The sequence below is a fragment of the Pseudomonas sp. DG56-2 genome (assembly GCF_004803755.1).
Lineage (GTDB): Bacteria > Pseudomonadota > Gammaproteobacteria > Pseudomonadales > Pseudomonadaceae > Aquipseudomonas > Aquipseudomonas auratipiscis.
Map to the genome: position 1 here is coordinate 5044832 of NZ_CP032311.1, position 22037 is coordinate 5066868.

17 protein-coding genes are annotated in these 22037 nt (G+C 58.5%); 8 read left to right on the plus strand and 9 right to left on the minus strand.

Going from position 1 to position 22037, the window contains the following annotated elements:
- The first annotated feature begins 17 nt into the window (after positions 1-17).
- Complete coding sequence (locus tag D3Z90_RS23210; RefSeq protein ID WP_136478226.1) at positions 18-3845, plus strand: bifunctional diguanylate cyclase/phosphodiesterase; 3828 nt, start codon at positions 18-20, stop codon at positions 3843-3845.
- 132 nt (positions 3846-3977) lie between these two features.
- The gene (gene glyA, locus D3Z90_RS23215; RefSeq protein WP_136478227.1) at positions 3978-5231 is read left to right on the plus strand and encodes a serine hydroxymethyltransferase; all 1254 of its coding nucleotides are present in this window, start codon (positions 3978-3980) and stop codon (positions 5229-5231) included.
- A gap of 65 nt (positions 5232-5296) precedes the next feature.
- Here the strand turns inward: glyA and yjiA are convergent, their stop codons facing one another.
- The 3 genes from yjiA to D3Z90_RS23230 all read right to left on the minus strand — a co-directional run bounded on the left by yjiA (position 5297) and on the right by D3Z90_RS23230 (position 8635).
- Complete coding sequence (gene yjiA / locus D3Z90_RS23220) at positions 5297-6268, minus strand: GTPase (protein WP_136478228.1); 972 nt, start codon at positions 6266-6268, stop codon at positions 5297-5299.
- 84 nt (positions 6269-6352) lie between these two features.
- Positions 6353-6550: a YbdD/YjiX family protein gene (locus D3Z90_RS23225; protein ID WP_136478229.1), complete on the minus strand. Its 198-nt coding sequence runs from the start codon at positions 6548-6550 to the stop codon at positions 6353-6355.
- A gap of 18 nt (positions 6551-6568) precedes the next feature.
- Positions 6569-8635 carry a carbon starvation CstA family protein gene (locus tag D3Z90_RS23230; protein ID WP_136478230.1) on the minus strand — a complete coding sequence of 689 codons (2067 nt, stop codon included), beginning with the start codon at positions 8633-8635 and terminating at the stop codon, positions 6569-6571.
- Positions 8636-8817: 182 nt separating this feature from the next.
- On the opposite strand from D3Z90_RS23230, the gene D3Z90_RS23235 reads away from it, so the two are divergent.
- Positions 8818-9183 carry a PilZ domain-containing protein gene (locus D3Z90_RS23235; protein ID WP_136478231.1) on the plus strand — a complete coding sequence of 122 codons (366 nt, stop codon included), beginning with the start codon at positions 8818-8820 and terminating at the stop codon, positions 9181-9183.
- A gap of 260 nt (positions 9184-9443) precedes the next feature.
- Complete coding sequence (locus D3Z90_RS23240) at positions 9444-10964, plus strand: nucleobase:cation symporter-2 family protein (RefSeq protein WP_136478232.1); 1521 nt, start codon at positions 9444-9446, stop codon at positions 10962-10964.
- A gap of 71 nt (positions 10965-11035) precedes the next feature.
- On the opposite strand, the gene radA is transcribed toward D3Z90_RS23240, so the two are convergent.
- Positions 11036-12403, minus strand: a complete 1368-nt coding sequence (radA, locus tag D3Z90_RS23245; protein ID WP_136478233.1) for a DNA repair protein RadA — start codon at positions 12401-12403, stop codon at positions 11036-11038.
- A 175-nt stretch (positions 12404-12578) separates the two neighbouring features.
- On the opposite strand from radA, the gene mscL reads away from it, so the two are divergent.
- Positions 12579-12992 carry a large-conductance mechanosensitive channel protein MscL gene (gene mscL, locus D3Z90_RS23250; protein WP_136478234.1) on the plus strand — a complete coding sequence of 138 codons (414 nt, stop codon included), beginning with the start codon at positions 12579-12581 and terminating at the stop codon, positions 12990-12992.
- A gap of 49 nt (positions 12993-13041) precedes the next feature.
- Here mscL and D3Z90_RS23255 read toward each other — a convergent pair whose 3' ends face one another.
- Positions 13042-13818, minus strand: a complete 777-nt coding sequence (locus D3Z90_RS23255; protein WP_136478235.1) for a ferredoxin--NADP reductase — start codon at positions 13816-13818, stop codon at positions 13042-13044.
- A gap of 239 nt (positions 13819-14057) precedes the next feature.
- Between D3Z90_RS23255 and D3Z90_RS23260 the strand changes: the two genes are divergently transcribed.
- Together D3Z90_RS23260 and D3Z90_RS23265 are read left to right on the plus strand one after the other, a co-directional pair.
- Positions 14058-14765 (plus strand): autoinducer binding domain-containing protein, encoded by a 708-nt coding sequence (locus D3Z90_RS23260; RefSeq protein ID WP_136478236.1) that lies wholly within the window; start codon positions 14058-14060, stop codon positions 14763-14765.
- A gap of 87 nt (positions 14766-14852) precedes the next feature.
- On the plus strand, positions 14853-15977 hold the full coding sequence (locus D3Z90_RS23265; protein ID WP_136478237.1) for a methyltransferase: 1125 nt from the start codon (positions 14853-14855) through the stop codon (positions 15975-15977).
- A gap of 1209 nt (positions 15978-17186) precedes the next feature.
- On the opposite strand, the gene D3Z90_RS23270 is transcribed toward D3Z90_RS23265, so the two are convergent.
- Genes D3Z90_RS23270 through D3Z90_RS23280 form a run of 3 tightly spaced genes read right to left on the minus strand, consistent with a single transcriptional unit; the run spans position 17187 to position 19789 of the window.
- Positions 17187-17342: a DUF2474 domain-containing protein gene (locus D3Z90_RS23270; protein WP_136478238.1), complete on the minus strand. Its 156-nt coding sequence runs from the start codon at positions 17340-17342 to the stop codon at positions 17187-17189.
- Positions 17343-17353: 11 nt separating this feature from the next.
- Positions 17354-18361 carry a cytochrome d ubiquinol oxidase subunit II gene (gene cydB / locus D3Z90_RS23275; protein WP_136478239.1) on the minus strand — a complete coding sequence of 336 codons (1008 nt, stop codon included), beginning with the start codon at positions 18359-18361 and terminating at the stop codon, positions 17354-17356.
- Positions 18362-18364: 3 nt separating this feature from the next.
- Entirely contained in the window at positions 18365-19789 is a 1425-nt protein-coding gene (locus tag D3Z90_RS23280) for a cytochrome ubiquinol oxidase subunit I (RefSeq protein ID WP_136478240.1), read from the minus strand.
- A 355-nt stretch (positions 19790-20144) separates the two neighbouring features.
- Between D3Z90_RS23280 and D3Z90_RS23285 the strand changes: the two genes are divergently transcribed.
- Positions 20145-21383: an MFS transporter gene (locus tag D3Z90_RS23285; RefSeq protein WP_136478241.1), complete on the plus strand. Its 1239-nt coding sequence runs from the start codon at positions 20145-20147 to the stop codon at positions 21381-21383.
- A 21-nt stretch (positions 21384-21404) separates the two neighbouring features.
- On the opposite strand, the gene D3Z90_RS23290 is transcribed toward D3Z90_RS23285, so the two are convergent.
- On the minus strand, positions 21405-21884 hold the full coding sequence (locus D3Z90_RS23290; RefSeq protein ID WP_136478242.1) for a GNAT family N-acetyltransferase: 480 nt from the start codon (positions 21882-21884) through the stop codon (positions 21405-21407).
- Positions 21885-22037: the final 153 nt, after the last annotated feature.

Below are 22037 nucleotides of genomic sequence, written 5' to 3' on the forward strand. Positions count from 1 at the left end.
TACCGCAGGATCATCGCTTGACCAATCTCTCTCAGCCGAAATCCCTGCGCAAGCCGTCCAGCGCGTCCGGCTCTCCATTGCGTGGCTCGCTGAAAAGCGCGTTGGCCCTACTGGTCCTGCTGCTGCTCGGATTGCTGCTCTGGCAACTGGTCGACCAGTATCGTCATACCCAGGCCGACGAGTATCAACACAGCCTCGATGCCAATGCCGAGCTGGCCGACCACATGACCTTGAACATGCAACTCAAGGCCCAGGTCGCAAAGAACATTCTGCAGCCTTACCATTCGTCGCCAGAGCCGACTCAAATGCCGCATGTGCTCGCGCACCTGCGTGCACAGTTGCCGGCCTTGCAAAGTGTGGTCTGGATCGACGCAAACGAGCAGGTGCTGACCGACAGCCTAGGCAGCACGCCAGATCTGCCTACGCTGCAGGAGCTTCTGCGCCTGAGCCAAGGCCATGACTTTTACTTCAGCAACTCGGCGGACAATAGCCAAGTCTATTTATTGCTGCGCCAACCCGGCGACTCACCGGGTCATTGGTTCTTGCGCCTGGGATCGGCGTACTACAGCGTGCTGACCGCGCATCTTGATCGCCCCAACCACCCGCTGTGGCTCCTGGAAAACAGCCGTACCGGCGAAATCATCAATCGCCACCATCCCGCCCCGGGCAGCGACGAACCGCTGCAAAGCGTGATGCTGGCCTTTCTGGATAACAGCACCTGGCAGTTGCGCGGGCTGTTCGATGCAGGATTGGCCCGCCAACAACTTCTCCCGGCGTTGATCGGCAAATGCGTGCTGGGCTTGTTCTGCGCGCTTATTCCCTTGCTTGCCCTGGTCAACATGCGACGCCGGCAGCGCCTGCTACAGGAAAGCCGCCGTCGCTATCACGATATTTTCGAAGGGACCGGCGTCGCCCTTTGCGTGCTCGACCTTTCCGGCCTGCCCAGCCTGCTGGAGCGTCATCGCCTGCGCAATCGCCAGGCCCTACAACAGCGCCTGGCATACGATCGCTCGCTCCGCCGCGCCTTGCTGCAGGAACTGAAGGTCACCGAGGTCAACCAGGTGGCCCTGCAATTGCTCGGGGTAAACTGCTGCGACGGAGCCTGGCAATGCCTGGTGGAAGGAAATGACGCCGGTATCGACGGTATTGGCGTGCAACTGCTCGAGGCGGTGCTGGACAACCAGCGACAGCTGGAACTGGAAGTACGCTTGCCGATTGCTGACGGCCAGGACTTGCACCTGTGGTTGATGGTGAAGTTCCCCGAGCAGCAGCGCGACTATCAGGCGGTGATCCTCAGCATCAGTGACATCACCAGTCGTAAACAGGTCGAGCTCTCCTTGCTTGAGCGTGAAAGCTTCTGGTCTGACGTGGTACGCACCGTACCCGACCAGTTGTATGTGCAGGATGTCCAGAGCAAGCAAATGATCTTCAGCAACCGTAATCTGGGCCACACCTTGGGTTACGACCGTGTCCAGCTTACGCAGATGGGCGAACGCTTCTGGGAAATTCTCCTGCATCCGGAAGATGCCACGTGTTATCAGCAGATTCGCCAGCAGTTGCTCGACTCCAGCGGTGTCGAACAACTGCATTGCCAATTGCGCTTCCGCCACCAGGATCAGCGCTGGCGGCGCTATGACATTCGCGAGCAAGCCTTGACCCGCGATCACAATGGCGTGGTTACCCGCATCATCGGCGTGGGCAAGGACATCACCGATCAGATCGAAGCCAGCGAATCGCTGCGCGACAGCGAACAGCGCTATCGCATGCTCGCCGAGAGCATCAGCGACGTCATTTTCTCTACCAACAACCAGTTGGAGCTCAACTACGTCAGCCCCTCGGTGCAGAACGTGCTGGGCTATGAGGTGGAATGGATCTTCGACAACGGCTGGCATTCGACCATCGCCAATCCGACTCAATTGACCGGTATCTACAATCTGATCGAGCGCCTCAACCGGGCCTTGGACGATCCTGAGCAACTGGAGCAATTGCGCACCCAACTGCCGAACCAGTTGTTCCTGTTCGACTGCCTGCGTGCAGACGGTCGCAAGATTCCCATAGAGCTGCGCCTGGTGCTGGTTTGGGACGATCAACAACGTTTTGAAGGTATCCTCGGTGTCGGCCGGGACATAAGCCAGCAGCGTCGGGCCGAAAAAGACCTGCGCATGGCCGCTACAGTATTCGAACACTCGACCTCGGCCATCCTGATCACTGACCCAGCCGGTTATATTGTCCAGGCCAACGAGGCCTTCAGCCGGGTCAGCGGGCATGCCGTGGCTGACGTGCTCGACCAACTGCCAAGCATGCTGACCGTTGACGAACACCAGGAAGCGCACCTGCGCTACGTGCTCAAGCAGCTCAACCAACGCGGCACCTGGGAAGGTGAAGTGTGGCTCAAACGGCGCAGTGGCGAGCACTACCCGGCCTGGGTCGGCATTACTGCGGTTCTCGACGACGAGGGCGACCTGGCCAGCTATGTATGCTTCTTCACCGACATCAGCGAACGCAAAGCCAGTGAGCAACGCATCCATCGCCTGGCCTATTACGACGCCTTGACCCACCTGCCTAACCGCACCTTGTTCCAGGACCGCTTGCACACGGCCCTGCAACAGGCCGAGCGGCAGAAGGCCTGGGTGGTGTTGATGTTCCTTGACCTTGATCGTTTCAAGCCGATCAACGACTCCCTCGGTCACGCCGCCGGCGACCGTATGCTCAAGGACATGGCAGAGCGCCTGCTCGATTGTGTCGATGATGATGACACTGTGGCACGCATGGGCGGCGATGAGTTCACCTTGCTGCTGCAACCCCGAGCGTCGCGAGAAATGGCCCTTAACCGCGCCATCAACGTTGCCGAACAAATTCTGGGCAGCCTGGTACGACCGTTCGTGCTGGAAAATCGCGAGTTCTTTGTCACTGCCAGTATCGGCATCGCCCTGAGTCCTCAGGACGGTAGCGAACTCAGCCAACTGATGAAAAACGCCGACACCGCCATGTACCACGCCAAGGAGCGTGGCAAGAACAACTTCCAGTTCTACCAGGCCGACATGAACGCCAGTGCTCTGGAACGCCTGGAGCTGGAAAGCGACTTGCGCCATGCCCTGGAACAAAACGAATTCACGCTCTACTACCAACCGCAGTTCAGCGGTGACGGCAAGCGCCTGACCGGCGCCGAAGCCCTGCTGCGCTGGCGCCATCCACGACGTGGGCTGGTCCCGCCCGGGGACTTTATCCCGGTTATCGAAGAACTGGGGCTTGTCGTCGATGTGGGCGATTGGGTGCTCAAGGAAGCCTGTCGCCAGCTCAAGGCCTGGCATCAGGCCAAGCTGCGGGTGCCGAAGGTGTCTGTAAACATCTCGGCGCGGCAGTTCTCCGACGGTCAACTGGGCGAGCGCATCGCCACCATTCTCAAGGATACCGGCCTGCCACCGGCATGCCTGGAGCTGGAACTGACCGAAAGTATTCTGATGCGCGAGGTCCACGAGGCCATGATGATCCTCGACAGTCTGAAGAAGCTTGGCCTGAGCATCGCGGTCGACGACTTCGGTACCGGCTACTCGTCACTGAACTACCTAAAACAGTTCCCCATCGATGTGCTGAAGATCGACCGCACCTTCGTCGACGGCTTGCCCGAAGGTGAACAGGATGCGCAGATCGCCCGAGCCATCATCGCCATGGCCCACAGCCTGAACCTGGCAGTAATCGCCGAAGGCGTCGAAACCCATGAGCAATTGGAGTTTTTGCGCGAACACGATTGCGACGAAGTACAGGGTTATCTGTTCGGACGGCCGATGCCGGCCAACCAGTTCGAAGCGCAGTTCAGCAACGAGACCCTGTTCATGTTCGAGTAAGCGTCAGTCCCATGCACGCAGCTTGTCAGTCATGAGCCCCATTTGTCTGCGACATGATGCCCTTTCATATGCCAGACAAAAGCTGATGAGGTAGAATGCCTGCCTATTTCAGCACGATCCTTGAGGACCGCCATGTTCAGCCGTGATTTGACCATTGCCAAGTACGACGCCGATCTTTTTGCCGCTATGGAGCAAGAAGCTCAGCGCCAGGAAGAGCACATCGAGCTGATTGCTTCGGAAAACTACACCAGCCCGGCTGTCATGGAAGCCCAAGGCTCGGTTCTGACCAACAAATACGCCGAAGGCTACCCTGGCAAGCGCTACTACGGTGGTTGCGAATACGTCGACGTCGTTGAGCAACTGGCTATCGACCGCGCCAAAGAACTGTTCGGCGCCGACTACGCCAACGTCCAGCCTCACGCAGGCTCGCAAGCCAACGCTGCCGTCTACCTGGCACTGCTGTCTGCCGGTGACACCATTCTGGGCATGAGCCTGGCTCACGGTGGTCACCTGACCCACGGCGCCAACGTCAGCTCCTCGGGCAAACTGTACAACGCTGTCCAGTACGGCATCGACGCCAATGGCCTGATCGACTACGACGAAGTAGAGCGTCTGGCCGTTGAGCACAAGCCAAAAATGATCGTCGCCGGTTTCTCGGCCTACTCGCAGATCCTGGACTTCCCACGTTTCCGCGAAATCGCCGATAAAGTCGGTGCCTACCTGTTCGTCGACATGGCTCACGTTGCCGGTCTGGTCGCTGCAGGCGTGTACCCGAACCCAGTTCCTTTCGCCGACGTGGTCACCACCACTACCCACAAGACCCTGCGCGGTCCCCGTGGCGGCCTGATCCTGGCTCGCGCCAACGCCGACATCGAGAAGAAGCTGAACTCTGCCGTTTTCCCGGGCGCCCAAGGCGGCCCGCTGGAGCACGTCATCGCCGCCAAGGCTATCTGCTTCAAAGAAGCCCTGCAGCCTGAGTTCAAGGCTTACCAGCAGCAGGTCGTGAAAAACGCCCAAGCCATGGCCGGTGTATTCATCGAGCGCGGTTTCGACGTGGTTTCCGGTGGTACTGAAAACCACCTGTTCCTGCTCTCGCTGATCAAGCAGGAAATCTCCGGTAAAGACGCCGACGCCGCCCTGGGTCGCGCCTTCATCACCGTCAACAAGAACTCGGTGCCAAACGACCCACGCTCCCCGTTCGTCACTTCCGGCCTGCGCTTCGGCACCCCGGCCGTGACCACTCGCGGCTTCAAGGAAGCAGAGTGCAAGGAACTGGCTGGCTGGATCTGCGACATCCTGGCCGACCTGAACAACGAAGCGGTGATCGACGCCGTGCGCGAGAAGGTCAAGGCCATCTGCAAGAAGTTGCCGGTATACGGCAACTGATCGCAGTTGACTGAAAAGCCCGGCTCTTGAGCCGGGCTTTTTATTGGTTATTGCTCAGTAATTTCTCAAGGCCTGCTCAAGGCTTCAAACCCTTCACGGATCGTTGCTTCGGGCAGGTCGTCGGCGATAAACACCATCACACTTTCCCTTGTCTCACCTTCGGCCCATTCGGTATCCCAGTCGAAACCATAAAGTTTCAACACGCCTTGGAACACCAGGCGCCGATCTTCACCGGCGATATTCAGCACACCTTTGTAGCGCAACAACTGTTTGCCATGATCTTCCAGCAACTGATTCATGAAGTCGCTGAGCCGGTCGATGTCCAGCGGCGTTTCAGTACGCAATACCAGACTGGAAATGCGATCAGGGGTGAGCGCCTGGGTAACAGGCCGCAGGCTCAAGCCACCACCGAGGTCAGCATTGAGATTGAAGCCGCGTACATCAAGCAGCTCGGCCAGATCGATGCGCCCATGTTCGACCACCCGGATCGGCGCGCGCCGGTTGATTCGGCCAAGGCGTTCACTTAACGCCGTAAAGCTGGCCGGCTCGACAAGATCGGTCTTGCTCACCAGCAAGCGGTCGGCAAAGCCTACCTGTGCCTGCGCAATGGCCTGGGTCAAATGCTGCTCGGCATGAGCCGCATCGACCAAGGTGATGATACCGTCGAGGATGTAGCGGTCGCGTAGCTCCTCTTCAATGAAAAAGGTCTGCGCTACTGGCGCGGGATCAGCCAGGCCTGTGCATTCGATTACCAATCTATCGAAGGCAATATCGTCGGCATCCAGTCGCTCAAGCAGCAGAAACAGCGCTTTGGTCAGGTCAGTGTGAATACTGCAACACACGCAACCATTGGCCAGCGTCATGACCTGCACCGGTTCATCGCCAAGCAGTTGGCTGTCGATACCGGCATCACTGAATTCGTTTTCGATCACCGCGATCTTCAGGCCATGTTCAGCCTTGAGCAGATGGCGCAGCAAGGTGGTCTTGCCGGCCCCCAGAAAACCGCTGAGTACTGTTACGGGAATGGGCGCATGCAAACGGAAAATCTCCTGAGCTGAAATGACTGTGGGAGCTCGGCAAGCCGGGCTCCCACAGGTTGTGTCGCCGTCAGTAGCTGTGGTTCAACAGCACTTGGGCCCACTCTTGCCGCCGTAGCGGGCTTCTTGGCGTTCGCGGAAGAACTCCTCGTAGCTCATCATCGGCTTGTCCGGATGCTTGGTCTGCATGTGCTCGACGTAATTGTCGTAGTCGGGCATACCGACCATCAGGCGGGCTGCCTGCCCCAGGTACTTACCCAGTCGACCGAGATCGTTGAACATCACTGCATTCCTCTTGAGTTACGCATCCGGCAGTGCCTGAAACGGGGACTCTTTGTCAGTCCGTTCTTTCTTGTTCAGGGCGCCAATGCCGACCTTGAGAGCAAAGAACAGAATGCTGAAGACCACGAACAGGAACAGGCCGGTCAGGGCCGCGTTGGTGTAAGCGTTGAAGATCACGTGTTGCATCTGACCGATGTCCTTGGCCGGTGCCAGTACCTGACCTGCATCCAATGCAGTGCTGTACTTGTTGGCCAACGCCAGGAAGCCGACTGCCGGGTTCGGATCGAAGAGCTTGATGAAGCCAGCAGTCGTGGTGCAGATCAGCAGCCACACCGCCGGCAGCAAGGTGACCCACATGTAACGCTGGCGCTTCATCTTGATCAGCACCACAGTACCCAGCATCAGCGCAATACCGGCGAGCATCTGGTTGGAGATGCCGAACAGTGGCCAAAGGGTGTTGATGCCGCCCAATGGATCGATGACCCCCTGGTACAGCAGGTAACCCCAGAGCGCCACACAGCCTGCGGTGGCGATCAGGTTGGCAGCCCAGGATTCAGTGCGCTTGAGCGCTGGAACGAAGCTGCCCAGCAGGTCCTGGAGCATGAATCGACCCGCTCGGGTACCGGCATCCACTGCAGTAAGAATAAACAGCGCTTCAAACAGGATCGCGAAGTGGTACCAGAAAGCCATGGTGTTTTCACCCGGCAGCACCTGGTGCAGGATCTGCGCGATCCCCACCGCCAGCGTCGGCGCACCACCGGCACGCGCCAGAATGGTGTGCTCGCCAATGTCCTTGGCGACCGCTTCCAGTGCATCAGGTGTGATCGCAAAGCCCCAGCTACTCACCGTCTGGGCCACCGACACCACATCGGAGCCGACGACCGCGGCGGGGCTGTTCATGGCGAAATACACGCCTGGCTCAATCACCGAAGCGGCAACCATGGCCATGATCGCCACGAACGACTCCATGAGCATGCCGCCGTATCCGATGTAACGGGCGTTGGTTTCGTTGTCCAGCAACTTGGGCGTGGTGCCCGACGAGATCAGCGCATGGAAGCCCGACACCGCGCCACAGGCGATGGTGATGAACAGGAATGGGAACAGGGTGCCCTTCCAGACAGGGCCAGTGCCGTCGGTGAACTGGGTCAGCGCCGGCATTTTCAGCTCAGGTGCGATGATCAGAATACCGATGGCCAGACCGACGATGGTACCGATCTTGAGGAACGTCGACAGGTAGTCACGTGGTGCCAGTACCAGCCAGACCGGCAGTACCGCAGCAACGAAGCCGTAGCCAACCAGCATCCAGGTGATCTGTACACCGGTGAAGGTGAACGCCGGGCCCCAGACCGGATCCGCGGCAACCTGCCCCCCCAGCCAGATGGACAGCAGCAACAGCACCACGCCCATCAGCGAGATTTCCCCGATACGACCTGGGCGGATGTAGCGCATGTAGATGCCCATGAACATTGCGATCGGAATGGTCGCCATGACCGTGAACATACCCCAAGGGCTCTCGGCCAGGGCCTTGACCACGATCAGCGCCAGCACCGCAAGGATGATGATCATGATCAGGAAGCAGCCAAACAGCGCGATGGTCCCGGGAATACGCCCCATTTCTTCACGGACCATGTCACCCAGCGAGCGGCCGTTGCGACGGGTCGAGAGGAACAGGATCATGAAGTCCTGCACGGCACCGGCCAGCACCACACCGGCAATCAGCCAGAGCGTACCGGGCAGGTAGCCCATCTGCGCAGCCAGCACCGGGCCGACCAACGGGCCTGCACCAGCGATGGCAGCAAAGTGGTGACCAAACAGGATGTGCTTGTTGGTCGGCACATAGTCCAGACCATCATTGTTGAGCACCGCGGGGGTAGCCCGACGCGGATCCAGCTGCATCACCTTGGTGGCGATAAACAGACTGTAGTAACGGTACGCGACCAGGTAGATAGCCACTGAAGCGACGACAATCCACAAGGCGTTGATGGCTTCGCCACGACGCAGGGCAACCACACCCAGCGCACAGGCTCCTATGACTGCCAGCGCCAGCCACGGAATGTGGCGTAGCAGGCTATTATTGTTGTTCATGGTTTGCTTCCAGCTAGTGGATAAAAGACTGCCTTTCGAGTCTAGCGATACTGTCAGGAAAGACCACCCCCCACGTTGGTCTAGAGCCCTCAACGCGGGTTGAACAACGCTCGTTATGCGCCCTTGCGCGGACCATGGCAAGTGTTGAGCTATAGTCAGGAAGAACCCCGGAGTGACTGAACATGAGCGACCACGAAGAACGTCGACGTTTCCAGCGTGTCACCTTCGATGCCCCAACCCTTCTGCGCCAGGGAGAGCGAAGTTGGGAGGTCGAGTTGCTCGACTTGTCTCTCAAAGGCTTGCTGATCAAGTGTCCAGAGCCCTGGGCTCCCGATCTGACCCAGGATTTCGAGGCCATCGTCACGCTCAGCCCGGAGGTGACGTTGCAGATGCAAGTCGAACTGCGCCATGAAGAGGGCCATCAGTTGGGCTTTATTTGCCTCTATATCGATGTCGATTCAATGAGTCATTTGCACCGTCTTGTGGAACTCAACCTGGCAGACAGCACAGAAATGATGCGTGAGCTGCGGGAATTGATCGAAGTTTAAAATCTTTTAGCCTGCTACCTAGTTTTCCGCTCTTGGCATTTCTGTCCGTTTGGACAGCTTTCCAACCCTTTCCTGTGTCCCCACGCAGCCTTGCGAGGCCTGCGTGCGGGTGTTGGAACGATAACTGCATTCACTTACCGAGCCAAATGGCCTGTAAGACTGTTCCTACGCAAATCTAAAAATTGTATACAATTGTTCTGGCGTTCCCATGCCGGACTTGTCTACAGTAGCGCCACAACAATAAATCAGAGACCCCGTCCATGAATACGTCCTCCCCTAGCACGTCTTCAGCCCCACGTCCCGAAGACGAGAATCTGGGCCTAGGTGCCAACCTGGCGTACGGCCTGCAACACGTTTTGACGATGTATGGCGGCATTGTCGCGGTACCCCTGATCCTTGGTCAGGCCGCGGGCCTGACGCCGGCGGATATCGGCCTGCTGATCGCTGCATCGCTGTTTGCGGGTGGGTTGGCAACGCTGCTGCAAACGCTGGGTCTGCCCTGGTTCGGCTGCCAACTGCCATTGGTGCAGGGGGTTTCGTTTGCAGGCGTGGCGACCATGGGTGCGATCCTCAGCAGTGAAGGTGGCGGCGGCTTGCCTGGCGTCCTTGGCGCTGTCATGGCAGCGTCCTTTATCGGGTTTCTGATCACACCGGTGTTCTCGCGGATCACCAAGTACTTCCCGCCACTGGTGACCGGTATCGTCATCACCACCATCGGCCTGACGCTGATGCCAGTTGCAGCACGTTGGGTTATGGGAGGCAACAGCAAAGCCCCCGATTTCGGCAGCATGTCGAATATCGGCCTGGCAGCACTGACCTTCGCCATCGTCCTGATCCTGAGCAAACTGGGCAGCGCAACAATTTCGCGCCTGTCCATCCTGCTGGCCATGGTGATCGGCACCCTGATTGCCTGGTCGCTGGGCATGGCCGATTTCAGCAAGGTTCTAGACGGCCCGCTGGTCGCGATGCCTTCGCCCTTCCACTTCGGCATGCCGACCTTCCACATCGCCGCCATCCTGTCGATGTGCATCGTGATCATGGTTACCTTGGTGGAAACCTCGGCAGACATCCTCGCTGTCGGTGAAATCATCGACACCAAGGTCGACTCCAAGCGCCTGGGTAATGGTCTGCGCGCCGACATGGCATCGAGCATCCTGGCGCCGATATTCGGCTCGTTCACCCAAAGCGCCTTCGCTCAGAACGTCGGGCTGGTGGCGGTCACCGGTGTGAAGAGTCGATATGTGGTGGCAACCGGTGGAGTGATCCTGGTGGTACTGGGCCTGCTGCCCATCATGGGCCGGGTGATTGCCGCCGTACCGACTTCAGTCCTCGGTGGCGCCGGCATCGTGTTGTTCGGCACCGTAGCAGCCAGCGGTATCCGTACGCTCTCCAAAGTCAGCTACAAGAACAACGTCAACCTGATCATCGTCGCAGCCTCGCTGGGCTTTGGCATGATCCCGATCGCTGCTCCCAACTTCTACGCACAATTCCCTAACTGGTTCGAGACCATCTTCCACTCCGGCATCAGCTCGGCAGCGATCATGGCCATTGTCCTGAACCTGGTGTTCAACCACTTCACCGCAGGCAACTCCGACCAGCAGTCTGTATTCGCTGCCGCCTATGAACGCACCATCCACTACTCGGATATCTCCGCCCTTCGTGACGGTGACTACTTCGAGGACGGCAAGCTGTTCAACGCTGATGGGATAGAAGTTCCAGTCAGGGGGGAAGGCGAGCATGGAGAGCCGCCAGCGCGACGAGAGGCCGTGTCGGAGCATTGATCCGACAGGCTGAAAAAATAAAAGGGCCGGTGCACATGCACCGGCCCTTTGGTTTTATTGGCACCTGATCGTTATTCGAACAGCGCATCCAGCGCCTGTTCCAGCCGGGTTACCGCAATTACCTGCAACCCTGGTGGTGACTCCTTCGGTGCATTGCCCTTGGGTACGATGGCGCGCTTGAAACCATGCTTGGCCGCTTCCTTCAGGCGCTCCTGCCCACTGGGCACGGGGCGTACCTCCCCAGACAGCCCCACTTCACCAAAAACCAGCAGGCCGTTGTCCAGCGGACGATTGCGCAAACTGGACATGATCGCCGCCATCAGCGCCAGATCGGATGCCGTTTCCAGCACCTTGACCCCACCGACCACGTTGAGAAAGACATCCTGATCATGGGTGGGAATACCACCATGCCGGTGCAGGACCGCCAAGAGCATGGCCAGGCGATTCTGGTCCAGACCCAAGGTGACCCGCCGCGGGTTGGACAGGTGGCTGTCGTCAACCAGTGCCTGGACTTCCACCAGCATTGGCCGAGTGCCCTCCCACGTCGCCATCACGACGCTGCCGGGCACCTCTTCCTGGGCTCGGGTCAGGAAGATCGCCGAAGGGTTGGAAACCTCCTTCAAACCACGGTCAGTCATACCGAATACACCCAGTTCGTTGACTGCGCCGAAACGGTTTTTCACCGCTCGCAACAATCGCAGGCGTCCATCGGACTCGCCCTCGAAATACAACACCGTATCGACCATGTGTTCCAGTACGCGCGGCCCAGCCAGTGCACCCTCCTTGGTAACGTGACCCACGAGGAAGATGGCCGTGCCACTCTGCTTGGCGTAACGCACCAACAAGGCTGCACTCTCGCGCACCTGGGATACACCGCCGGGTGCCGACTGCAACTGTTCGGTAAAGATGGTCTGGATCGAGTCGATCACCATGACCTTGGGCTTTTCCAATCGGGCAGTGGCGATGATGGTCTCGATGCAGGTCTCGGTCATCACTCGCAACTGATCCTGGGGCAAGCCCAGGCGCCGCGCTCGCATCGCGACTTGTTGTTGTGACTCTTCCCCCGTGACGTACAGTGCCGGCATACGGGTAGCGATGGCACACAGGGTTTGCAGGAGGATAGTGGACTTGCCGATGCCCGGATCACCACCGATCAGCACCACCGAACCGTCGACCAAACCACCGCCTAGCACACGGTCCAGTTCTGCGCTGGCGGTACTGAACCGTGGAATTTCTTCGATACTGACTTCGGCCAGGGTCTTGATCTGGGCTTGCTGCCCCGCCCAGCCGGTACGTCCACTGGGCGCTGCGGCGGCGCCGCTCTCCAGTACGGTCTCGACCAGGGTGTTCCAGGCACCGCACTCGCCGCACTGCCCTGCCCATTTAGGAAAGGTCGCGCCGCATTCGGTGCAGCCATACATGCGCTTGGCCTTGGCCATGGGGGACAGTCCTCGGAAAAAGGGACCATGATAGCCGACCTGAGTGACCTGGACCGCTTCAGAAACCGACAAAACTATTCGATATAACTGCAGTCTGTTGCAGCAGCGCGGCGCATGAAGCGGATAGCTGATTTACACTGCGTTTACCAACCTCATCTGTTACAAGGAATAAACCATGGGCGTGCTCAGTGAATTCAAGGCCTTCGCGGTCAAAGGGAATGTGGTCGACATGGCCGTCGGTATCATCATCGGCGCAGCCTTCGGCAAAATCGTTTCCTCCTTTGTAGGCGATGTGGTCATGCCACCCATTGGTCTGCTGATCGGTGGAGTGGATTTCAGTGACCTGGCCATCACCCTAAAAGCTGCTGAGGGTGACATACCCGCAGTGGTGCTGGCTTATGGCAAGTTCATTCAGACCGTCCTTGATTTCGTCATCGTCGCGTTTGCGATTTTCATGGGCGTAAAGGCCATCAACCGCCTCAAGCGCGAAGAAGCTGCGGCGCCAACACTGCCTCCAGTACCGACCAAGGAAGAAGAGCTGCTGGCCGAGATCCGCGACCTGCTCAAGACCCAGAATCGCCAACCCTGACACAACAAAAAACGGCGCCCCCAGGCGCCGTTTTTTGTTGGTGGTCGATTTACCAATAGTTCTCCACCGCCACTTGGCCGGGGCGGCGACTCAAACTCAGTTGCAGGCCCCGCTGCTTGAGTGCCTGGCGAGTGTCATCGATCATCTGCGGATTACCGCAGAGCATGACCCGCGAATGCTCCGGCGTAAGTGCCAATCCTGCCGCACGCTCAAGCTCGCCATTCTCGATCAGGGTAGTAATACGATCGTTCAACGCACCTGGATGCTGCTCTCGGGTAACCACCGGAATGAATTGCAGTTTACCGGCGTATTCGGCCAGGTAATCGCGTTGCTCAAGGCCGGCGATCAAATCCTGATAGGCCAGCTCCTTCGCCTCCCGCACCGAATACACCAGCTTGATCGAGTCGAAACGCTCCCAGGCTTCGAAGTCCTGAAGAATCGACACGAACGGCGCGATGCCGGTTCCCGTAGCCAGCAACCAAAGGTCACGACCATCGACGAAACGATCCAGGGTGAGAAAACCGAAGGCCTGGCGATCGATGAGCAAACTGTCACCTTCCTTCAGGCGACTCAGTTCGCTGGTGAATTCACCACCCGGAACGACAATAGAGAAGAAATCCAGATGCTCGTCATGCGGCGCCGAAACCATTGAATAGGCACGCCAGACCACACTGCCGTCCGCCTTGGTGACACCCAGCCGGGCAAACTGGCCGGAACGAAAGCGAAAGCCCGGATCGCGACTGGTCCGCAAGCTGAACAGGCTGGGGGTCAGCGGCTGGACGTCGAGCAACGTCTGTCGGGTGAACTTTTCAGCGCTGGCAGTCATGGCTTACTCCAAAAAACAGATGCGCCCAGTGTCGCGCAAACCTAGCAGGATAAACACCGTCGGATTGTAATGACATCGTTGCAAAAATCCTTTGAACCCCTGTAGACCCCCAGGGTCCGAAATTTACCTCACCCGCAATTTTCAGCGGTAGAGGTCGAAACCGCAGCATGCAAGTCAGACATTTCCTACACTCCTTCCAGATAACGGAATCAAGTTCTAAAATTAGGGAGATTATCGCCATGAACCAGTGGAGGGAGCGGCAGCTAGAGATTCTGCTGAACGAAACAGATGAAATAAAAAGGTTCGAACTCGCTTCAGCCTTGGCGAAATCACTGAATATGGAATATTTTTCATTTACCGCATGCCTACATTCCCAAGCCCTGCACCCGCCCGTCGAGACCTTCAACAACTACCCCAAAGCCTGGAATGATCGGTACTGGCAGTGCGCCTATGCTGACATCGATCCGGTTTTCGCCCATTGCCAAGCATCCGCGCTGCCCATTCTGTGGCACGAAGAGGTTTTTCAGTCGACCCCTGAATTCCGCGACGCCTGCTGCTGTCACGGTTTACGCTTCGGTTGGAGTCAATCCCACCACGACGTGCACAAAAACCACAGCATTCTGAGCGTAGCCCGCAGCCATACGCCGGTGAGCATGGAAGAGTTCCACAACAACGCCGGACATACCCTCTGGATGTGTAACTTGATGCACGAGCTGATGCTGGCTCGACAGCTGAAAATGAATCCGCCAGCCTACCAGCTCTCACACCGCGAACTGGAAGTGCTGAAATGGTCAGCTGCCGGCAAGACGGCGGGAGACATCGCCTGCATCCTGACCCTTTCCCAGAGCACCGTACATTTCCATATCCGCAACTTTATCACCAAGATGGACTGCACCAACAAAGCGGGCGCGATTGGGAAGGCTGGCGTGGACGGTCTACTGGACTGACCCCTTGCGCGGCAAAGCGCTGTAGAATCACGGCCCTGTAACGCTCCGCCGAACTGGCGGTGTGATCTTGCCTCAGAGCCTTACGCCATGCCCTTGTTGACCAGCCCTTTCGCCGAACTCGACCTGCTTCGTCAGCCCGAGCAAGCCAATGACCCTTTGCAAGCCTTCGATGCTGCCGATGAGTACCTTTTGGAACATCTCGCCGAACAGCCACCCGCTGCAAATGCGCGAGTATTGGTGCTCAACGACAGCTTTGGTGCCTTGGCCATCAGCCTGTGCCGCCATGCGCAGGTGACCAGCAGTGGTGACTCGTACCTGGCCAGACTGGCGCTGGAGAAAAACCTGGTGCGCAACGGCCAGCCATTCGACGCAGTGCCGTTCACGCCCGCCAGTACCCACTGGCAAGGTCCGTTCGAGCGAGTGCTGGTGCGCGTCCCCAAGACCCTGGCATTGCTCGAAGAGCAGCTGATTCGCCTGCAGGCGCAACTGGCGCCGGGAGCGCAGGTGATTGCCGGGGCAATGATCAAGCACCTGCCTCGCGCTGCCGGTGACCTACTGGAAAAGTACATCGGTCCGGTACAGGCTTCGCTGGCACGCAAAAAAGCCCGCCTGTTGATCGCTACCGCTCAGACGAAGGGCCCTTTTACCTCTCCCTACCCATCGAGCTATCAACTCGATACACCACGCCTGCACCTGCTCAACCATGCCAATGTGTTCTGCCGCGAAGGCCTGGACATCGGTACCCGGGCGTTTCTGCCCCACCTGCCCAATGATCTTGGCTCTGCCCGGGTCGCCGACCTTGGATGCGGCAATGGTGTGTTAGCCATCGCCAGTGCGCTGAACAATCCGCAGGCACATTACACCTTGGTCGATGAGTCCTACATGGCCACTCAATCAGCATTGGAAAACTGGCAAGCGGCCCTGGGCAAGCGTGAGGTCGTGATACGCGCCGATGATGGCCTGGCCAGTCAGCCAGCCCAGTCATTGGACGTCGTACTGTGCAACCCGCCTTTCCACCAACAACAGATAGTCGGCGACTTCCTCGCCTGGCGCATGTTTCAGCAAGCGCGCGAAGCATTGGTGGTCGGGGGGGCGCTGTACATTGTCGGCAACCGCCACCTGGGCTATCACAGCAAACTGGCGCGCTTGTTCCGTGGCGTCGAACAGGTGGCAGCGACCCCCAAGTTCGTGGTGCTTAAAGCGCGCAAGTAAGTCAGTGCAGACAATTTCACCCGGACAAAAAAAGGTTGTTCACGGAATTCCGGGAACTACGCACCGGGGCCTGCTAGCGAGTGAGCACCGGAATGTGGCTCGAATGGCGATGAACATATCCGTTTGTTGGGGTGGCACTACTGGCCGGCTTCGCTTTTACGGCGACCCACTTTCGTCGGGGTGTATGGACCGGACACATGGTGGACACGTGTACGGAGACATCGTTGACACATTATCGCCTGCCATCCGGGTTGTCCCTTCGGTAGGTTGAGTGTAGGTATTGCGTAGTCGGGTGCAGCCTAGACAAAAGGGATGCGCCGTAAGAGCGCAAAGGAGATCCGAAACCGCCTAAGCCAATGGATCAGCACTGGCTGAATGGGGCACCACCTACGCACCGGAATGTGGCTCAGGTGTCGATGGGCATATCCGTTTGATGTGGTGGCACCACTGGCTGGTTTCGCCTTTACGGCGACCCGCTTTTGTCGGGGCAAAAGTGGGCAAAACCCCCTGTCCCTGCATCCGGCCCTACGCTGCGCTTCGGGTTCCCTCATTCCACCCTTGCTCCCGTGGGGACCGCGCCGAAGGGCCGTCCTGGCCCTGCGGCGCTCGCCGGCCATCCATGGCCGTCGCCCCACTACGCAAGGGTTCCATTCGGCCTACTGAAGGGACGATTTGTGGCGTCTGCACGATTTGTGCAGGTAGAAGCACAGCAGCGGCAACGGCAACAGCGAGGTGCTGGTGTGCAGCTTTTGCTTTTGATCTGGCTCTTCGTACATCGCCAGCCCAGACACCCTGGATCGTCCCTTCAGTAGGCTGAGTGTAGGTATTGCGTAGTCGGGTGCAGGCCATGGATGGCCTGCGAGCACCGTAGGGCCAGGACGGCCCTTCGGTGCGGTCCCGACGGGAGCAATGCCGGAGCGAAGGGACCCGGAGCGCAGCGTAGGGCCGAATGCAGGGACACACGGTTTTGGTTCCTTTTGCCAAGACAAAAGGGACCCGCCGTAAGGGCGGAAGGGGCCAACAGCGCCGCCGCATCGAATGGATAAGCTCACAGCCTCAAATCCCAGCCCAGCCCAGCCCAGCCCAGCCCAGCCCAGCCCAGCCCAAAGATCATGCCCCTGGGATTTCGTGAAGAACCAAAAAAAAGCCCTTCGCAACCTGAGCTGCGAAGGGCGCTAAAGCCGCCGCAAGGCGGGATGGGAAATACGATCAGTGCGTGCTCAGGCCTGCGGCAGCCATGAACATACGCATCAGCCAGGCCACAATACCCAGGGCGGTCACGCTGCCTGCCCAGATCACGACCAGCCAACCCAGGCGCTGCCAGAGCGGCTTTTTCTCTTCCTCAAAGGTTTGTTTGCCAGTCATTTCAGGCCCTCCTAGTGGTAGCCATCTTCATGGGTCACCTTGCCGCGGAACACGTAATAGCTCCAGAAGGTGTAACCGAGGATGAATGGAATGATGAACAGCGCCCCCACCAGCATGAAGCCCTGACTCTGCGGCGGTGCAGCAGCGTCCCAGATCGAGATTGATGGTGGAATGATGTTCGGCCACAAGCTGATGCCCAGGCCACTGTAGCCCAGGAAGATCAGCGCCAGGGTCAGCAGGAACGGCGTGTAATGGGCATTGCGTGCCACGGCCCGCAACAAACCGTACAGGGTCACCAGCACCAGGATTGGGACCGGCAGGAACCAGAACAGGTTCGGCAACGTGAACCAGCGCGTGGCGATCTCCGGGTGCGCAAGCGGCGTCCAGATACTGACGATACCGGTCACAGCCAACAGCACCAGGGCCAACGGCCGGGCCAGGTCGTGCATCTGCAACTGCAACTTGCCTTCAGTTTTCATGATCAGCCAGGTACAGCCAAGCAAGGCATAGGCAACGATCAAACCCAGCCCACAAAACAGGCTGAACGGAGTCAACCAGTCAAGGGAGCCACCGGCGTAGCTGCGGTCGACCACGTTGAAGCCTTCGATAAAGGCGCCAAGGGCCACACCCTGGAAGAATGTAGCGGTCAGCGAGCCCCCGATGAACGCCTTGTCCCAAAGGTGACGTTTTTCAGCCGTTGCCTTGAAGCGAAACTCGAAAGCCACACCGCGAAAGATCAGGCCGACCAGCATCAGCATCAATGGTAGATAAAGCGCCGAAAGGACGACTGCATAGGCCAGCGGAAAGGCGCCAAACAGCGCGGCACCGCCCAGTACCAACCAGGTTTCGTTGCCGTCCCAGACCGGTGCGACGGTGTTCATCATCACATCACGGTCCTGCTCGCCCTTGACGAAGGGAAAGAGAATGCCGATTCCCAGGTCAAAGCCATCCATGACCACGTACATCATGATGCCGAAGATGATGATCACGGCCCAGATAAGCGGAAGATCAATACCCATGACTCAGTTCCCCTTGCTCAGGCTGGCGTGTTCGTCATCAGCAGCAGACAGCGGCCGTGCTGGCGTACGTTTCTGGCCAGGACCACCCGGCGTGGTTTCATCACCTTCGCCGATTTTCGGTCCCTTGCGCACCAGACGCATCATGTAGCCCAAGCCCGCACCAAACAGGGCGAAATAGACCACCACGAACATCACCAGGGTTATCCCTAACTGGGCATAACTGTGATTCGAGACCCCATCGGCAGTGCGCATCAGGCCATAGACCACCCAAGGCTGACGACCAATCTCGGTGGTGAACCAGCCGGCGAGAATCGCGATCAGGCCGGAAGGTCCCATCCACAGGGTCAGATAAAGGAATGGCCGCGAGCTGTAGAGCTTGTCACCCCTGCGCAGCCAAAGGCTCCACACACCAACAAGGATCATCAGCATCCCCAAGCCAACCATCACTCGGAACGACCAGAACACCACGGTAGAGTTTGGCCGGTCTTCCTTTGGAAACTCCTTCATCGCCGGGACTTGCTTGTCCAGGCTGTGAGTCAGGATCAAACTGCCCAACGCCGGAATTTCCAACTTGAAGCGAGTGGTCTCGGCTTCCATGTCGGGAATCCCGAACAGAATCAGCGGGGTCGGCTCGTCGCCGACGTTTTCCCAATGACCTTCAATTGCCGCGATTTTTACAGGCTGGTGCTTTAGGGTGTTGAGTCCGTGGAAGTCACCGATCACCGCTTGAATCGGCGTAACGATCAAGGCCATCCACATCGCCATCGACAACATCTTGCGAATCGCTGGGTTGTCACGCCCACGCAGCAGATGCCAGGCCGCCGAAGCGCCGACAAAAAATGCGGTGGCGACAAATGCCGCAGTAGCCATGTGTGCCAGGCGATAAGGGAACGACGGATTGAAGATCACCGCGAACCAATCCACCGGGATCACTACGCCATTGACGATTTCGTAACCTTGGGGGGTTTGCATCCAACTGTTGGACGCAAGAATCCAGAAGGTGGAAATGATAGTTCCGAGGGCCACCATGACCGTGGCGAAGAAGTGCAGGCCTCGACCAACACGGTTCCAGCCAAAGAGCATGACGCCGAGGAATCCGGCCTCGAGGAAGAAAGCGGTAAGCACTTCATAGGTCAGTAGCGGTCCGGTAATGGACCCGGCAAAATCGGAGAATTTGCTCCAGTTGGTCCCAAACTGATAGGCCATGACCAGACCGGAAACCACACCCATGCCGAAGTTGACGGCAAAGATTTTCGACCAGAAGTGGTAAAGATCACGGTAGACGCTGTTGTTGGTCTTGAGCCACAACCCTTCAAGCACCGCAAGGTAGCTCGCCAAACCAATGGTGATGGCCGGGAACAGGATGTGAAACGACACGGTAAATGCGAACTGGATTCGGGCGAGATCTAGAGCCTCTAATCCGAACATAGTGCTTCCTCTGTCAGGTAAACCGGCGTCAGGCGAAGGCCTTGGCGCCAACTGCCCCCACGGTAGTTGAGTGCGGCTAGTTGGAATTGTTCTAAAAACTTCACTTCGCAGGGAATTCGGCCGTCGGGCCCACCGTTGCAAATGAAACTATTGATCCAAATCAACGATTGCCAGAAAGGATAGTCCTGAAAGCCCTGCACAGTTCTGTGGTTGATTGCCGCAGATCAGTTGTCACTGATTTTGCGCGCCCCAAAACAGTGCACAAAAAGTCCCTCGCTCGCGTTTCCTGCAACCTACTGTTACAAACTGGTGTTAATCTGCACGCCGATTTCTTTACAGAGGCTCTACTTCGCCGATGTCAGACCATCAGCCACTGTTGTTGCGCCACCATCGTCCCTTCCTCGCCTTCTGGCTGGCCCGGGTGTGTACCGCCAGCGGTTTCCAGATGCTGACCGTGGCCATTGGCTGGCATCTCTACCAACTGACTGGCAACGTGCTTGATTTGGGCCTAGTGGGCTTGGTGGAGTTCGCGCCGCGGGTGTTGTTCATGCTGCACACCGGGCATGTCGCCGACCGCTATGACCGACGCCGGGTCGCCGCTGTGTGCCAAACTGCTCAGGCCTTGATCGCCCTGGCGCTGGTGGTGGGTAGCAGCACAAACAATGTCAGCCGCGAATTGATCTTCGTCCTTGCCTTCCTGCTTGGCAGTGCTCGCTCCTTCGAGGTGCCAGCCACCCAGGCGCTGCTGCCTAACGTGGTTCCCAGCCAGTTGTTTCCCCGGGCAGTGGCCGCTTCCGCGTCAGCGATGCAGGCTGCAACCATCGTCGCACCCGCTGTAGGCGGTTTTCTCTACGCATTTGGCAGTATCTGGGTCTATGGGCCAACGGTATTGCTGTACCTGATCGCCTGCCTGTTGACCCTGAGCTTGAACGTTCCCCGGCAACGCCCGCTGCAGGGCCGCGCCAACCTGGAGTCGCTGCTGGCCGGAATTCGCTTTATTCGCAGTCGCCCAGACATTCTCGGGGCTATCTCCCTGGACTTATTCGCTGTGCTGCTAGGCGGCGCGACGGCCTTGCTGCCGGTATTTGCCAAGGACATCCTGCTCACCGGCCCTTGGGGGTTGGGGTTGCTACGTTCGGCGCCGGCGGTTGGCGCCCTGCTCATGTCGCTGTGGCTGTCGCGCTTTCCGGTAGAGCGCAAGGTGGGTCGGGTGATGTTCACCGCCGTCGGCATCTTCGGTGTGGCGACAATAGCCTTCGGCCTGTCGACCTCGTTCTGGTTCTCTTTGGCCGTACTGGCGGTACTGGGAGCCGCGGATATGATCAGCATGGTTATCCGCGGGGCCTTTGTGCAGTTGGAAACGCCCGACGAAATGCGTGGCCGAGTAAGTGCGGTGAACGGGTTGTTCATCGGCGCTTCCAATCAGCTTGGCGAGTTCGAGTCGGGGCTGACAGCGCATTGGTTCGGCACCGTACCGGCGGTGGTCCTGGGTGGGGTGGGCACCCTGGTGGTCACCGGGGTGTGGATAAAACTGTTCCCGAGCCTGGCGGGACGGGATCATCTGCACAGCCTGGCAGCTGGAACAAATCGCTAAGCCTGAACAGCGCACTGCCGCTCACAGCATGAGGGTCAACTGGCACTCGTAGCCCTGGCGAGCCCGATAGCCATTGCCAGAATCAACCCAACCGGTGGCCCGATAAAGTGCCAGCGCTGCGTCGTTGTTGGGCTCCACCGATAATTGCAGGCGGCGCACACCGGGCCACAAATCGCGAACCAGATCGGGAATGGCCTGCATGCAGAATCGCCCTAAGCCGCGGCCCTGAACCCTTCGATCCACTTGCAAGGCGTTGATCGCCGCCGCATCGGCAGCGGCCCAAGGCGGAAGAAACGCGCCACGCTGGAGCAACAGGAACCCTCGTGGCACGCCATCGAGCAACAACGCCACACCGCGCATGTCATCACTGTCGATACTTAAAAGAATGTACAACGCGCTGGAAATATCCCCGGCATAGCGTCGCTGCTCTGCGCTGACTTCGATGTCGATCAGTTGATCACGCTGGGGCTGGCTCAGGTCACGGTAGTCAATCAGTTGCACAGCGGCTGCTCATGGGGTGATGGAGGGATCGGTGCAGAATTTGTAGATATCTGTAGTGTATCGCGACATTAATTACCGCTCGCCGAGCATGCTGGTATGATGCGCGGCTTTTTTGCGGCCCATTCAAAATCCACATACCGTCCGGTACGGTCT

Coding starts and splice junctions, on each gene's coding strand:
- glyA (WP_136478227.1), top strand. CDS start 3,978: ATGTTCAGCCGTGATTTGACCATTGCCAAGTACGACGCCGATCTTTTT.
- D3Z90_RS23225 (WP_136478229.1), bottom strand. CDS start 6,550: ATGTTCAACGATCTCGGTCGACTGGGTAAGTACCTGGGGCAGGCAGCC.
- D3Z90_RS23230 (WP_136478230.1), bottom strand. CDS start 8,635: ATGAACAACAATAATAGCCTGCTACGCCACATTCCGTGGCTGGCGCTG.
- D3Z90_RS23235 (WP_136478231.1), top strand. CDS start 8,818: ATGAGCGACCACGAAGAACGTCGACGTTTCCAGCGTGTCACCTTCGAT.
- D3Z90_RS23240 (WP_136478232.1), top strand. CDS start 9,444: ATGAATACGTCCTCCCCTAGCACGTCTTCAGCCCCACGTCCCGAAGAC.
- radA (WP_136478233.1), bottom strand. CDS start 12,403: ATGGCCAAGGCCAAGCGCATGTATGGCTGCACCGAATGCGGCGCGACC.
- mscL (WP_136478234.1), top strand. CDS start 12,579: ATGGGCGTGCTCAGTGAATTCAAGGCCTTCGCGGTCAAAGGGAATGTG.
- D3Z90_RS23255 (WP_136478235.1), bottom strand. CDS start 13,818: ATGACTGCCAGCGCTGAAAAGTTCACCCGACAGACGTTGCTCGACGTC.
- D3Z90_RS23260 (WP_136478236.1), top strand. CDS start 14,058: ATGAACCAGTGGAGGGAGCGGCAGCTAGAGATTCTGCTGAACGAAACA.
- D3Z90_RS23265 (WP_136478237.1), top strand. CDS start 14,853: ATGCCCTTGTTGACCAGCCCTTTCGCCGAACTCGACCTGCTTCGTCAG.
- D3Z90_RS23270 (WP_136478238.1), bottom strand. CDS start 17,342: ATGACTGGCAAACAAACCTTTGAGGAAGAGAAAAAGCCGCTCTGGCAG.
- cydB (WP_136478239.1), bottom strand. CDS start 18,361: ATGGGTATTGATCTTCCGCTTATCTGGGCCGTGATCATCATCTTCGGC.
- D3Z90_RS23280 (WP_136478240.1), bottom strand. CDS start 19,789: ATGTTCGGATTAGAGGCTCTAGATCTCGCCCGAATCCAGTTCGCATTT.
- D3Z90_RS23285 (WP_136478241.1), top strand. CDS start 20,145: ATGTCAGACCATCAGCCACTGTTGTTGCGCCACCATCGTCCCTTCCTC.